Annotated in this window: 10 protein-coding genes; 5 read left to right on the forward strand and 5 right to left on the reverse strand. The window is 74.7% G+C overall.

Features of this window, described 5'->3' with window-relative positions; translation table 11 throughout:
* Positions 1-37: 37 nt before the first annotated feature.
* Genes BLW17_RS05220 through BLW17_RS05230 form a run of 3 tightly spaced genes read right to left on the reverse strand, consistent with a single transcriptional unit; the run spans position 38 to position 3,926 of the window.
* On the reverse strand, positions 38-907 hold the full coding sequence (locus tag BLW17_RS05220) for an NAD(P)H-hydrate dehydratase (protein ID WP_036732618.1): 870 nt from the start codon (positions 905-907) through the stop codon (positions 38-40).
* Positions 904-1,671, reverse strand: a complete 768-nt coding sequence (locus tag BLW17_RS05225) for a histidine phosphatase family protein (RefSeq protein ID WP_036732620.1) — start codon at positions 1,669-1,671, stop codon at positions 904-906. Before BLW17_RS05225 ends, BLW17_RS05220 begins: the two co-directional genes overlap by 4 nt.
* 53 nt (positions 1,672-1,724) lie before the next feature.
* Entirely contained in the window at positions 1,725-3,926 is a 2,202-nt protein-coding gene (locus tag BLW17_RS05230; RefSeq protein ID WP_074826167.1) for a primosomal protein N', read from the reverse strand.
* Between the two features lie 196 nt (positions 3,927-4,122).
* On the opposite strand from BLW17_RS05230, the gene BLW17_RS05235 reads away from it, so the two are divergent.
* From BLW17_RS05235 to BLW17_RS05250, 4 genes are all read left to right on the forward strand, one after another.
* On the forward strand, positions 4,123-5,904 hold the full coding sequence (locus tag BLW17_RS05235; protein WP_083388328.1) for an ABC transporter ATP-binding protein: 1,782 nt from the start codon (positions 4,123-4,125) through the stop codon (positions 5,902-5,904).
* Entirely contained in the window at positions 5,905-6,648 is a 744-nt protein-coding gene (gene ygfZ / locus BLW17_RS05240; RefSeq protein WP_074826168.1) for a CAF17-like 4Fe-4S cluster assembly/insertion protein YgfZ, read from the forward strand.
* Complete coding sequence (gene dinB, locus BLW17_RS05245; RefSeq protein WP_083388329.1) at positions 6,635-7,825, forward strand: DNA polymerase IV; 1,191 nt, start codon at positions 6,635-6,637, stop codon at positions 7,823-7,825. The genes ygfZ and dinB overlap by 14 nt, the downstream gene beginning before the upstream one ends.
* A 295-nt stretch (positions 7,826-8,120) precedes the next feature.
* Entirely contained in the window at positions 8,121-8,447 is a 327-nt protein-coding gene (locus tag BLW17_RS05250) for a DUF6280 family protein (protein WP_036704285.1), read from the forward strand.
* Between the two features lie 112 nt (positions 8,448-8,559).
* Here the strand turns inward: BLW17_RS05250 and BLW17_RS05255 are convergent, their stop codons facing one another.
* A complete protein-coding gene (locus BLW17_RS05255; protein ID WP_036712591.1) occupies positions 8,560-9,279 on the reverse strand; it encodes an LrgB family protein in 720 nt (239 codons plus the stop codon).
* Positions 9,269-9,637, reverse strand: coding sequence for a CidA/LrgA family protein (locus BLW17_RS05260; RefSeq protein ID WP_342027521.1), 369 nt, complete (start codon positions 9,635-9,637; stop codon positions 9,269-9,271). The genes BLW17_RS05255 and BLW17_RS05260 overlap by 11 nt, the downstream gene beginning before the upstream one ends.
* Before the next feature lie 178 nt (positions 9,638-9,815).
* Here BLW17_RS05260 and BLW17_RS05265 point away from each other — a divergent pair, with 178 nt between their 5' ends.
* Positions 9,816-13,262 (forward strand): chromosome segregation SMC family protein, encoded by a 3,447-nt coding sequence (locus tag BLW17_RS05265; protein ID WP_074826171.1) that lies wholly within the window; start codon positions 9,816-9,818, stop codon positions 13,260-13,262.
* Positions 13,263-13,367 lie beyond the last annotated feature (105 nt).

The raw sequence follows: 13,367 nt of genomic DNA on the forward strand, positions 1-13,367 counted from the left end.
GGTTCACCGGACCCCGCCGCCGCCCGACCGCGCCGGATCACACCCCGCGCATCAGCGCCGGGATCTCGCCCGGCAGCTCGCGGGCCAGAAACCCCATCGGCCCCATCCGCTCGGCCAGCCGACGCCCGGCCTCGCCATGCAGCCAGACGCCCCAGCAGGCGGCCTCCCACGCGGGCAGGCCGCGGGCGGTCAGCCCGGCGATGATCCCCGTCAGCACGTCGCCCGAGCCGCCGGTCGCGAGCCCCACGCCGCCGCCGCCATAGATGGCGAGCTCGCCGCCGGGGCTGGCGATCAGCGTCGTCGATCCCTTGACCAGCAGCACCGCATCCAGCCGCCCGGCATACTCGACCGCCACCGCCTCGCGCCGCGCCTCGATCTCGTCGCAGTCGAGCCCGGTGAGCTGCGCCATCTCGCCCGCGTGCGGGGTCAGGATCGCCCCGCCCGGCAGCGCCGCCATCATGTCGTGGCGGTCCCGTGCCGCGGCGACCGCGGCGGCGTCGAGGATCACCGGCCCCTCGGCCTTCGGCAGCAGCCCGTCCAGCACCGCCTCGGCCGCCTCGGTCCCGCCCATCGCCGGCCCGATGGCGAGGCAGCCGCAGGCGACCGCCCGCTCGGCCAGATCGCCCAGCCCGGCGATCTCGCCCGCCTCGGACACCGGCAGCGGGAACATCCCGCTTTCCGGCATCGCCATGCCGGTCGGGATCGCCAGCGGTTCCGGCAGCGCGATCTGCACCTTGCCCGCGCCGGCCCGGAAGGCCGCGGTCGCGGTCAGCACCAGCCCACCCGGCACCGTCAGCGACCCGCCGACCAGCATCACCCGCCCGCGCGAGTTCTTGTCGGTGCCCTCGGGATGAACCGGCAGGGGGTGCCGCCGCAGCCACGCCGAATCGAGCACCGCCGCGGTCATCCCCGAGACCCCACGATCGGGTCCGGCTCGCGCGTGACCGGCGTGTCCTCGGCCTCCATCGGAGCGGTGACGTTGTAGCGCACCAGCTCCATCCCGCCGTCGCTGCCCTCGGCGCCCGCCAGCCAGCGATATTCGGTGATCGAGCAGTTGGCGACGTCGTTCTCGCGGTCGATGGCGAGGATCTCCTCCTCGGTCAGCCCCTCGATGATGTAGCGCAGGCACAGCACGACGACCTGATGGGCCACGATCATCACCCGGCAGCCGCCGTGGTGCAGGCCGACCGTGTCCATCAGCGCCCGCAGGCGGAAGATCACGTCGCACCAGCTCTCGCCCCCCGGCGGGCGGTGGTAGAACTTGCCGAGGCTGGCGCGCAGCTCGGCCTGGCGGGGATACTCGGCGCGGATGCCCTTGCCGGTCAGCCCGTCGAGGATCCCGAACTCCTTTTCCCGCAGCCGCTCGTCAAGGTGGATGCGGGTATCCGCCGGGCACCCGCCCGCCTCGCGGAACAGCCGCGCGGTCGCCTGCGCGCGCTGGTAGGGCGACGACAGGACGACGTTCGGCCGCCCCTCCTCGCGCCCCTCGGCGAACCAGTGGCCGAGGGCCCGCGCCTGCTGCTCGCCCAGCGCCGACAGCGGTACGTCCACGTCGCGGCCGGTCAGGTCGATCCGCGCCAGCCCCTGCTGATAGGCGAGGTCGCAGGCGACGTTGCCGGCGCTTTCGCCGTGGCGGACGATCCACAGCCGCTCGGGCCATCTGGGGGTCATGGGGCGCTCCTCGCCTGTCTCGGCAAGCCAATGCCCCAGCGCGTCCGGCGGTTTCAGAGAAAGCTCTGCGGATCGATGTCCACCGCCAGCCGCAGGTTCGAGGGCGCCTTCGGCGCCGCCGCCAGCCACCCGGCGATGGCCGCCTGGATCGGCGACTGCCGGGGCGCGCGGATCAGCATCCGCACGCGGTAGCGCGCCCGCACCCGCGCGATGGGCGCGGGCGCCGGGCCGAAGAGCTCGGCCCCGATCTCGCGCAGCGGCGCGGCGCGGCGGGCGAGTTCGGCGGCATAGGCCTCGACCACCGGCTGGTCGGGGTGGGACAGGATGATCCCGGCCAGCCGACTGAAGGGCGGCATCTGGGCGGCGCGACGGGCGGCGGCCTCGGCGTCCCAGAAGGCCTCGTCCTCGCCCGACAGGATGGCGCGGATCACCGGATGCTCGGGCTGGTGGGTCTGCAGCAAGGCCAGCCCCGGCCGCTCGCCGCCGCCGCCGAAGCGCCCCGCCCGCCCCGCCACCTGCCGCATGAGCTGGAACGAACGCTCCGCCGCCCGCAGGTCCGCCCCCTGCAGCCCGAGGTCGGCGTCGATCACGCCCACCAGCGTCAGCAGCGGGAAGTTGTGGCCCTTGGCGACGATCTGGGTGCCGATGATGATGTCGGCGCCGCCGCCGCTGATCCGGGCGATGCTCTCCTTCACCGCGCGGGCCGAGGTGAAGAGGTCCGAGGACAGCACCTCGGCCCGGGCGCCCGGAAAGCGCGCCGCGACCTCCTCGGCCAGGCGCTCGACGCCGGGACCGACGGCGGCCATCCGCCCCTCGACCCCGCAGGCCGGGCAGGCGGTGGGCACCGGCTTCGTCGCCCCGCACTGGTGGCAGACGAGGCGCTTCTGGAAGCGGTGCTCGACCATCCGCGCGTCGCAGTCGTCGCAGCCGACCTGATGGCCGCAGGCCCTGCAGGTGGTGATCGGGGCATAGCCGCGGCGGTTGAGGAACATCAGCGCCTGCTCGCCCCGCCCGATCCGCTGGTCCACCGCGGCGGCCAGCGTGGGCGAGATCCAGCTGCCCGAAGGCATCTCTTCGGCGCGCAGGTCGATCGCGGCCATCTGCGGCAGCTCCGCCTCGCCATAGCGCGCGCGCAGGTCGAGCCGGGCGTATTTTCCCGAGGCCGCGTTGACCCAGCTTTCGACCGAGGGCGTGGCCGAGGCCAGCACCACCTGCGCCTGCTCGATGCTGGCGCGCAGCACCGCCATGTCGCGGGCGTTGTAATAGACCGTCTCGTCCTGCTTGTAGGAACTGTCGTGTTCCTCATCGACCACGATCAGCCCGAGGTCGCGGAACGGCAGGAACAGCGCCGAGCGGGCGCCGACCACCAGCCCGACCTCGCCGCGCCCGGCCATGTGCCAGAGCCGGCGGCGCTCGGTGCGGGTGATGCCCGAGTGCCACTCGCCCGGCCGGGCGCCGAAGCGCGCCTCGACCCGGTCGAGGAACTCGGCCGAGAGCGCGATTTCCGGCAGCAGCACCAGCGCCTGCCGCCCGGCCCGCAGCGTCTCGGCCACCGCCTCGAGATAGACCTCGGTCTTGCCCGAGCCGGTCACGCCCCTGAGCAACGTCGCGCCGTAGGCCCCGCCGCGCACCCCCGCGCGCAGCGCCTCGGCCGCCGCCGTCTGCGCGGGGTCGAGCGCCTTGCCCGGCAGCCCCGGGTCGAGCCGCGGATAGGGCAGGTCCACCGGCGCCGCCGTCGCGACCAGCGTGCCCGCGGCGACGAGGCCGCGCACCACCGTCGTCCCCACCCCCGCAAGCTGCGCCAGCTCGGCCGGCGCGAACCCCGCGCCCCCGTGATCGTCGAGCACCCGCAGCACGGCGGCGCGCGCGTCGGTCATCCGCGCGGGCGGCGGCCCGGCCCGGTGGATCACCCGCCGCTCGGCAGGCGGCCGGTCCAGATCGGGCGCCCGCAGCGCCATCCGCAGCATCACCGGCGGGGGCGTCAGCGTATAGTCGGCGGCGCGGTCGAGGAACTCGAGCATCCCCGCCCCCAGCGGGGCCGCGTCGATGCGGCGCTGGACGGGCCGCAGGCGCGCGGCGTCGAAATCGCCCGCCCCCGGCCCGCGGACCACGCCCATCACCCGCCGCGGCCCCAGCGGCACCACCACCAGCTCGCCCACGCTGACGCCGCCCTCGGGGGCGAGATAGTCGAGCAGCCCGACCGGCTCGGTCGTCTGCACCCCGATGCGGGCGCCCATGGGAAAGCGGTCGGTCATGGCGGCGATGTGGCGCGCAGGCGACGGGGCGTCAACCGGCGGGTGGGTCGGGGCGCGCGGCGCAGGCGGGTCTCTGGCGCCCTTGCGCCACGCCCAGCATAGCCTCCGGCCCTACCGCCCTCACCCCGCACGGCCACCCCACCCTTGCCGCGCCCGCGCCCCGCGCGCTATCCCCGGACGAGTTGCAGGAGCCCGGATGCCAGCCACCCCCGCCACCGGCGTCCCCCCGGGGCCGACCCGCCCGCCGCGCCCGCCGCGGACGCCCGGCCTGTTCGGCCGGCTGTGGCGGGACTACCTGCGCCCCTACTGGCCGCGCATGACGCTGGCCACGCTGCTGATGGTCATTGAGGGCTCGACGCTCGCGGTGCTCAGCTGGATGCTCAAGCCGCTGTTCGACCGGGTGTTCGTGGGGCGCGAGACGGCGGCGATCTGGTGGGTCGGCGGGATCATCTTCGCTCTCTTCCTGATCCGCGCCATCACCTATGTCTCGACCCGCGCCATCCTGACTTCGGTCCAGCAGGGCGTGGCCAGCCGGATGCAGACCGACCTGCTCAGCCACATCCTCACCCTCGACGGCAGCTTCTTCCAGTCGAACCCGCCCGGCGCGCTGATCGAGCGCATCCAGGGCGACACGCTCGCCATCCGCTCGATCTGGACCACCTTCATCACCGGCGCGGGGCGCGACGCCGTCTCGCTGATCGCGCTGTTCGCGGTGGCGGTGGCGACCGACCCGTGGTGGACGCTGGCGGCGCTGGTCGGCGCGCCGCTGCTGATCCTGCCCACGGCCTGGGTGCAGCGCTACATCCGCCGCAAGATGCGCGCCAACCGGGTCGCGGCCTCGGCCCGCGCCACGCGCCTCGACGAGGTGCTGCACGGCATCGGCGCGGTGCGGCTGAACCGGATGGAGCGTTATCAGACCGAGCGCTTCGCCGGCATCGTGGCCGACATCCAGCGCTCGGAAACCAAGATGAGCGCCGTCAGCGCCACCATCCCGGCGCTGATCGACGTGGTGACGGGCCTCGGCTTCGTCGGCGTCCTCGCCCTTGGCGGCGCGCAGGTCACGAGCGGCGAGCGCACGGTGGGCGAGTTCATGTCGTTCTTCACCGCGCTCTCGCTCGCCTTCCAGCCCCTGCGGCGGCTGGGCGGGCTGGCGGGCGGCTGGCAGACGGCGGCGACCTCGCTCGAGCGGATCTACGCGATCTTCGACACCCGGCCCACGATCTTCTCGGGCCCCCGCACGGCCCCGCCCGAGGACACCACCATCCGGCTTGCGGACGTGCAGCTCGCCTATTCCGGCCATCCGGTGCTGCGCGGCCTCAGCTTCACCGCCGAGGCCGGGCAGACCACGGCGCTGGTCGGGCCGTCGGGGGCGGGCAAGTCCACCGTGTTCAACCTGCTCACCCGGATGGTCGACCCCTCGGCGGGCAGCGTCACACTGGGCGGCGTGCCGGTGGCCGAGTTCGACCTCAGCACGCTGCGCGACCAGTTCTCGACCGTCAGCCAGGACGCGGCGCTCTTTGACGAGACGCTGCGCGAGAACATCGTGCTCGGCCACGACGTCCCCGCGGCGCGGCTGCGCGCCGCCGTCACCGCCGCCCATGTCGCGGATTTCGCCGACGACCTGCCGCTCGGGCTCGACACCCCCGCCGGGCCGCGCGGCTCGGCCCTGTCGGGTGGCCAGCGCCAGCGCATCGCCATCGCCCGGGCGCTCCTGCGCGACGCCCCGGTGCTGCTGCTGGACGAGGCGACAAGCGCCCTCGATGCCGCGTCCGAGCGGCTGGTGCAGCAGGCGCTCGACCAGCTGTCGGCGGGGCGCACGACGCTGGTGATCGCGCACCGGCTCTCGACCATCCGGGCGGCCGACAAGATCGTGGTGCTCGACGCCGGGCGGGTTGTCGAACAGGGCACGCATGACCAGCTTATGGCGGCGAACGGCGCCTATGCGGCGCTGGTGCGGCTGCAATTCGGGGGCGACTGAATGCGAACCATCCTGCGCGTGACCGGCCCGGATCGCGAGCATTTCCTGCAGGGCCTCGTCACCAACGACGTGCGTCGCGCGCCGGTGTGGGCGGCGCTGCTGACCCCGCAGGGCAAGTATCTGGCGGATTTCTTCATCGTCCCGGACGGCGCGTCGCTGCTGATCGACGTGGATGCGCGGCTGGCCGACGACCTGCTGCGGCGGCTCTCGATGTACAAGCTGCGCAGCCAGGTCGAGATCGCCACGACCCCGCTCACCGTCACCCGCGGCACCGGCCCGGCACCCGAGGGCGCCATCGCCGACCCACGCCACCCCGCGCTCGGCTGGCGGCTCTATGCCGACGCCCCCGGCGACGAGGATGCGACCGACTGGGACGCCCTGCGCGTCGCCCATCTCGTCCCCGAGTCGCTGGTCGAGTTGGTCCCGAACGAGAACTACCCGCTCGAGGCGGGGTTCGAGCGTCTGCAGGGCGTCGATTTCCGCAAGGGCTGCTATGTCGGGCAGGAGGTCACGGCGCGGATGAAGCACAAGACCGAGCTGCGAAAGGGCCTCGCCCGCGTGCGGATCGAGGGCGAGGCCGCCCCCGGCACCCCGATCTTGACCGAGGACGGGCGCGAGGCCGGTACGCTCGGCACCGTCGCGGGCACCCACGCGCTGGCCCACCTGCGCTTCGACCGCGCCCCGGCGGGCAGCACGCTCACCGCCGGGACCGCCCGCCTCACCCCCGACGATGCCACCCCCTGACCCCACGGACACCCCGCCCCCCTCGGGCGGGTCCGACTGTCCCGCGGGGGACCGGCGAGCCGACCCCTCGGGTGCGACCGCCACGCCGGGCGACCCGGCCCCGGTCCGCCGCATCCTCCACATCGACATGGACGCCTTCTACGCCTCGGTTGAGCAGCGCGACGACCCGGCGCTGCGCGGCCGCCCGGTAGCGGTGGGCGGCTCGTCCCTGCGCGGCGTGGTGGCGGCGGCGAGCTATGAGGCGCGGCCCTACGGGGTGCGCTCGGCCATGCCCTCGGTCCGCGCCGCCCGGCTCTGCCCCGACCTCGTCTTCGTCAAGCCGCGGTTCGAGGTCTACAAGGCCGTCTCGGCCCAGATCCGCGACATCTTCGCCCGCTTCACCCCGCTGATCGAGCCGCTCTCGCTCGACGAGGCCTATCTCGACGTCACCGACCATCTCGACGGCCGCACCGCCACCGCCATCGCCCGCGAGATCCGCGCGCTGATCCGGGCCGAGACCGGGCTGACCGCCTCGGCCGGGGTCAGCTACAACAAGTTCCTGGCCAAGCTCGCCTCGGACCAGCGCAAGCCCGACGGGCTGTTCGTGATCCCGCCCGAGGCCGGCCCGGCCTATGTCCGCACCCTGCCCGTCGCCCGTTTCTACGGCGTCGGCCCCGCCACCGCCGCGCGGATGGAACGCCACGGCATCCGTACCGGCGACGACCTGTTCCGCCAGAGCCGCGAGTTCCTCGCCGCGGCCTTCGGCAAGGCCGGTCCGTATTACTTCGACATCGCCCGCGGCATCGACCACCGCCCGGTGCGCCCGGACCGCGTGCGCAAGTCCATCGGGGCGGAGAACACCTTTTCGGCCGACATCTTCGACCTTCAGGCCGCCGCCGCGGCGCTCGCCCCGCTCGCCGCCAAGGTGTGGGGCCACGCGGCGGCGCGGGGGATCAGCGGGCGGACGGTGACGCTCAAGGCGAAATACACCGACTTCCGCATCGTCACCCGCGCCCAGGGCCTGCCCCGCCCCGTCGCGGCCGAGGCCGAGCTTCTGGCCCACGCCACGGCTCTTCTCCCGCAGGTTCTGCCCGATCCGCGCGGGGTGCGGCTTCTGGGAATCACCCTCTCAGCGCTGGGGCCAGCGGGGACTGACGAGGCTGTGGGCGACGCGGCGCAACTCGATCTCTTCGGCTGACTGTCGCCGACGACCCACCGGCTCGGGGGTTGAAGCGCCGCGACGCAGCAACCAAATGCCAGTTGCCGAGTTGTCAACCGCAATGCCGGTTTGCAGCGGCGTCATGGAACTGACTGATTCGTGGCTTTTCATGGGAATTGAACGGGCTTGCAGGTGCTGCATGGCGGACTTGCGGCCAAGGGGATAACGAATCGGTGCCTGTGAGCGCTAAAGCTCTGCGACACCCATTCAGGGCAAAGACAAGGGTCCGGCGACCCGGCCGCGGTTTCGCTGCGGCTCAGGACGGGAAGACTTCATGCGTGATTTCGTTGACGGTTCGGCATTCAATTTTGAACAGGGCCAGCGCGCCCGCAAGCTGTTCGCGGCCGTGGTGCTCGCGGCGCTGGACGACGCCATCGCGGATGACAAGAAATACGGCAACGGCGCCGAGCAGATCGCCCGCTGGGCGCGCTCGCGCGACGGGCGCGAGGTGCTGAGCTGCGCCGGGATCGACCCCAACGAGCGGGTGGTCAAGGGCCTCGTCGAGTTCGTCAGCAAGGGCGTGCGCACCTCGGTCGCGCTGTCGCGCGAGGAAAGCGAGCGCCGCATGGCCGCCGAGGCCGAAGAGGCCGAGGCCGCCTGAGCCGATCCGAAGACCTGACAGTTGCCAAGGGCCGCCCGTCCGGGCGGTCCTTTTCATTTCAGCCGGAGGCTGGCCCCGAACCCGTGCCAACGCCCCGACCTGTCGGCCCGTCTCACTGGAAGAGATGCAGCACCAGCGGCGCGAGGATCGCGGTCAGCACCGCGTTCAGCCCCATGCCGATCCCGGCGAATGCCCCGGCCGTCGCGTTGACCTGAAACGCCCGCGCCGTGCCGATCCCGTGCGCGGCGGTGCCGACGGCCAGCCCCCGCGCCCGCCAGTCCCGCACCCCGATCAGGTTCAGGAACGGCGTCACCACCATCGCCCCGAAGATGCCGGTGCACAGCACCAGCACCGCGGCCAGCGTCGGCTGCCCGCCCAGCCGCTCGGCGATGCCGATGGCGACCGGCGCGGTCGTGGACTTGGGCGCGAGCGAGGCGAGCACGTCCGGCGTCGTCCCCAGCGCGTGCGCGATCACCAGCGCCGAGACGACCGCCACCCCCGACCCCGCCAGCAGCCCCGCCGCGATCGGCAGCACCGCGCGGCGCATCCGCGGCAGGTTGTCATACATCGGCAGCGCCAGCGCCACGGTCGCCGGCCCGAGCATGAAATGGACGAACTGCGCGCCCTCGAAATAGGTGCCGTAGTCTGTGCCGGTCAGGGTCAGCAGCGCCCCGAGCAGGATCACCGCGATCAGCACCGGATTGGCCCAGCTGGCCCGCCCGGCGCGGCGGAAACAGGCGTCGCCCACCGCATAGGCGGCCAGCGTCGCGGTCAGCCACAGCAGCGGCTCGCGCGTCAGATAGACCCAGATCAGCGCCGGATCAGCCGTCATCGGTCTCTCCGGTCAGCCGCGCGACGAGGACGAAGGCCCAGGCCCCCGCCGCCAGCGCCAGCAGCGTCGAGCCGACGATCGCCGCCCCGAGCGCCAGCCCCTGCTCGCGCAGGATCGGCAGATGGGCGATCACGCCCACCCCGGCGGGGACGAAGAACAGCGACAGGTGGCCCAGAAGCCCGGTGATCACCGCCCGCAGCCGCTCGGCCAGCCCCGGGACCAGCCGGAACGCAACGACCAGCCCGACCAGCCCGACGACCGGGCCGGGCAGCGGCAACCCCAGCCCGCGCGAGATCACCTCGCCCACAAGCTGGAACCCGAGAACGATGGCAAGCGCGGGAACCATGCGTCCCAGCATCTGCCCCTTGGCCCGGAAAGAAAAGCCGCGCCGCGAGCGCGTTTCGCATTCCGGAAAGCCGCGACGGGTTGTGGATAACCCCTCCACCAACCCCTACATCTTGCGCCCGCCGTTGACTCATCGCCCCGCCCGCCCGACACTGGCCGGGACGAATCCCGCCCCGCGCCCAGGACCCCCGATGCGCTTCGACCGCCTGCGCCTCACCGGCTTCAAGAGCTTCGTGGACCCGACCGAGCTGGTCATCCGCGAGGGGCTGACCGGCATCGTCGGGCCGAACGGCTGCGGCAAGTCCAACCTGCTCGAGGCGCTGCGCTGGGTGATGGGCGAGAACCGACCCACCGCCATGCGCGGCACGGGGATGGAGGATGTGATCTTCGCCGGCACCACCCGCCGCCCGGCCCGCGGCCAGGCCGAGGTGGCGCTGAGCATCGACAACCGCCAGCGCCTCGCCCCCGCCGGGTTCAACGACAGCGACGGGCTGGACATCTCGCGCCGCATCACCCGCGAGGCGGGGTCCGCCTACCGCATCAACGGCCGCGAGGTGCGGGCGCGCGACGTGCAGATGCTGTTCGCGGACGCCTCGACCGGGTCGCACTCGCCGGCGCTGGTGCGGCAGGGGCAGATTTCCGAGCTGATCAACGCCCGCCCCACCGCGCGGCGGCGGATTCTGGAAGAGGCGGCGGGCATCGGCGGGCTCTACCAGCGCCGCCATGAGGCCGAGCTGAAGCTGAACGGGGCGGCGCAGAACCTTTCCCGGGTGGACGACACGCTGGACCAGCTCGCCACCCAGGCGGCGGCGCTCGCCCGGCAGGCGCGCACCGCCGCGCGCTACCGCGAGATCGGCGCCAGCCTGCGCACGGCCGAGGGCGCGGCGCTGTGGCGGCGCTGGTCCGAGGCCGCCGCCGCGCACGCCGCCGCCGCCGCCGCGTTGGCTGCCGCCCGCAGCGCGGCCTCGGCCGCCGAGGCCGCCGCCCGCGCCGCCGCCGACGCCCGCACGCGCGCCGAGGCCGCGCTGCCGCCGCTGCGCGAGGAGGACTCGGTCGCCGCCGCCATCGCCGCCCGCGCCAGCGCCGAGGCCGAGGCGCTGGACGAGGCCGAGACCCGCGCCCGCACGGCCATCGAGACGCTGACCGCCCGCATCGCCCAGCTCGACCGCGACATCGACCGCGAGGCGGCGCTGAACCGCGACGCGGGCGAGGTGGTGGCGCGACTCGGGTGGGAAAAGGCCGAACTCGACCGCGCCCACGCCGGCCACGACGACCGGCTGGCCGCGGCCGCGGCGGCGGCGGCCGAGGCGGCGGCGGCGCTGGCCGAGGTTGAGGCCCGGCTCGGCGCGCTGACCGACGAATCGGCGCGGCTCGCCGCCCGCCACCAGTCGGCCGAGCGGCTGGCCGCCGACCTGACCGCCATGCGCGACCGCGCCGCCCGCGCCGAGGAGGGGGCCGCGACGACCCTCGCCAGCGCCGAGGCGACCTGTGCCGCAGCCGAGTCCGCGCTCGACACCGCCCGCCGCGCGCAGGAGGGGGCGACCGCCGCCGCCGCCGCCGCCGAGGCGCGGCTGACCGAGGCCGAGGCGGCCCGCGTCACCGCCGAGGCGACCGAGGCCACCGCCCGCACGGTCCGCGCCAGCGCCGAGGGCGAGGCCGGCGCGCTCGAGGCCGAACGCGCGGCCCTCGCCCGGCTGGTCGAACGCGGGCGCGGCGGCGGCGCGGCGCTCATCGACCAGATCGCTGTCGCGCCGGGCTATGAGCGGGCGCTCGGCGCCGCGCTCGGCGACGACCTGCGCCTGCCCGTGGCCGACCGCGGCGCGGGCTGGCGCGCCCTGCCCCCCGACGCGGCCCCCGACGCCCCGCCCGGCACCCAGCCCTTGGCCCCGCACGTCACCGCCCCGCCGGCGCTGGCACGGCGGCTCACCCGCATCTTCCTCGCCCCCGACGCCGCCACCGCCGCCGCGCTGCAACCGGCGCTGGCGCCGGGCGACCGGCTGGTGACGCCGGCCGGCGACCTGATCCGCTGGGACGGGCTGGCGCTGCCGGCGGGCGAAGCCGCCTCGGCCGCGGCGCTGCATCTCGAGCAGGTGAACCGCCTCTCGGCGCTCAGCGCGCAGGCCGAGGCCGCCCGCGCCCGCGCCGCCACCGCCATCGCCGCGCACGAGGACGCCCGCAGCGCCGCCCGCAGCGGCGCCGCGGCCGAGAGCGCCGCCCGCGACGCCGCCCGTGCGGCCGAGCGGGCGCTGGCCGAGGCCGCCCGCGCCGCCACCCGCGCCGAATCCGAGCTGTCGCTTGGCCTCGGCCGGGCCGAGGGCGCGCGGGCCGAGCTGGCGCGCCATCGCGCCGACGCCGCCGACGCCGGCCAGCGGCTGGCCGAGGCCACCCGCGCGCTGGCCGCCCTGCCCGCCCGCGCCGCGGCGGCCGCGGCGGTCGAGCACGCCCGCACCGGGGTCGAGGCCGCCCGCATCGCCACCCTGTCGCGCCGGGGCGCGCAGGACGAGCTGAAGCGCGAGGGCGCGGCCCGGGTGAAGCGCCTGCAGGAGATCGCCAAGGAGGACTCGGATTGGCGCCTGCGGCTCGAGCAGGCCGGCACCCGCGCCGCCGAACTGGCCGCCCGCCGCACCGCCTCGGCCGCCGAGCTGGCCGAGGCCGAGGCCCAGCCCGCCCGTCTGACCGCGCGCCGCGCCGAGCTGGCCGAGCGCGTGGCGCTGGCCACCGCCCGCGTCACCCGCGCCCGCGCGGCGCTTGCCGCCGCCGACGCCGCGCTGATCGCCGCCACCACCGCCGAGCGCGACGCCGAGCGCGCCGCCTCGGACGCGCGCGAGACCCGCGCCGTGGCCGAGGCCCGCGTCGAGGCCGCACGCGAGACCGCCGCCCAGGCGACCGCGCGCATCACCGAAGAGACCGGCGACACGCCCGAGGCGCTGGCCGAGCGCTTGGGCGACACCGCCGCCCTGCCCCCGGCCGCGGCGCTCGAGGCCGAGATCGCCCGGCTGCGCGCCGCCCGCGACGGGCTCGGCCCCGTCAACCTGCGCGCCGACGAGGACAAACGCGCGCTCGAGGACGAGCGGGCGGCGCTGGCGGCGGAGAAGGACGATTTGACCGCCGCGATCCACAAGCTGCGCGCCGCCATCGGCGGGCTGAACCGCGAGGGCCGGGCGCGGCTGCTGGCGGCCTTCGACACCGTCAACGCCAACTTCGCCACGCTCTTCACCCATCTCTTCGGCGGCGGCGAGGCGCGGCTGGTGCTGGTCGAATCCGACGACCCGCTCGAGGCCGGGCTCGAGATCCTCGCCCAGCCGCCGGGCAAGAAGCTGTCCACCCTCAGCCTTCTGTCGGGGGGCGAGCAGACGCTGACCGCGCTGGCGCTGATCTTCGCGGTGTTCCTGGCCACCCCTGCCCCGATCTGCGTCCTGGACGAGGTGGACGCACCGCTCGACGACGCCAACGTGGGCCGGTTCTGCGACCTTCTGGACGAGATGACCCGGCGCACCGACACCCGCTTTCTGATCATCACCCACCACGCCGTCACCATGAGCCGGATGGACCGGCTGTTCGGGGTGACGATGGTGGAACAGGGGGTGAGCCAGCTCGTCAGCGTGGATTTGCGCCGGGCCGAGGCGCTGGTCGCCTGACCCGGCCCTGCGCGCGTGTGGCACGGTGGGGAGCCTCCGGCGGGGATATTTGGGTCCAGCCCGAGGGGGCGCGAGGGATAAACGCGCGGCAATGGCATCCCGGGC

The organism is Paracoccus sanguinis (assembly GCF_900106665.1).
GTDB classification, from domain to species: Bacteria; Pseudomonadota; Alphaproteobacteria; order Rhodobacterales; family Rhodobacteraceae; genus Paracoccus; species Paracoccus panacisoli.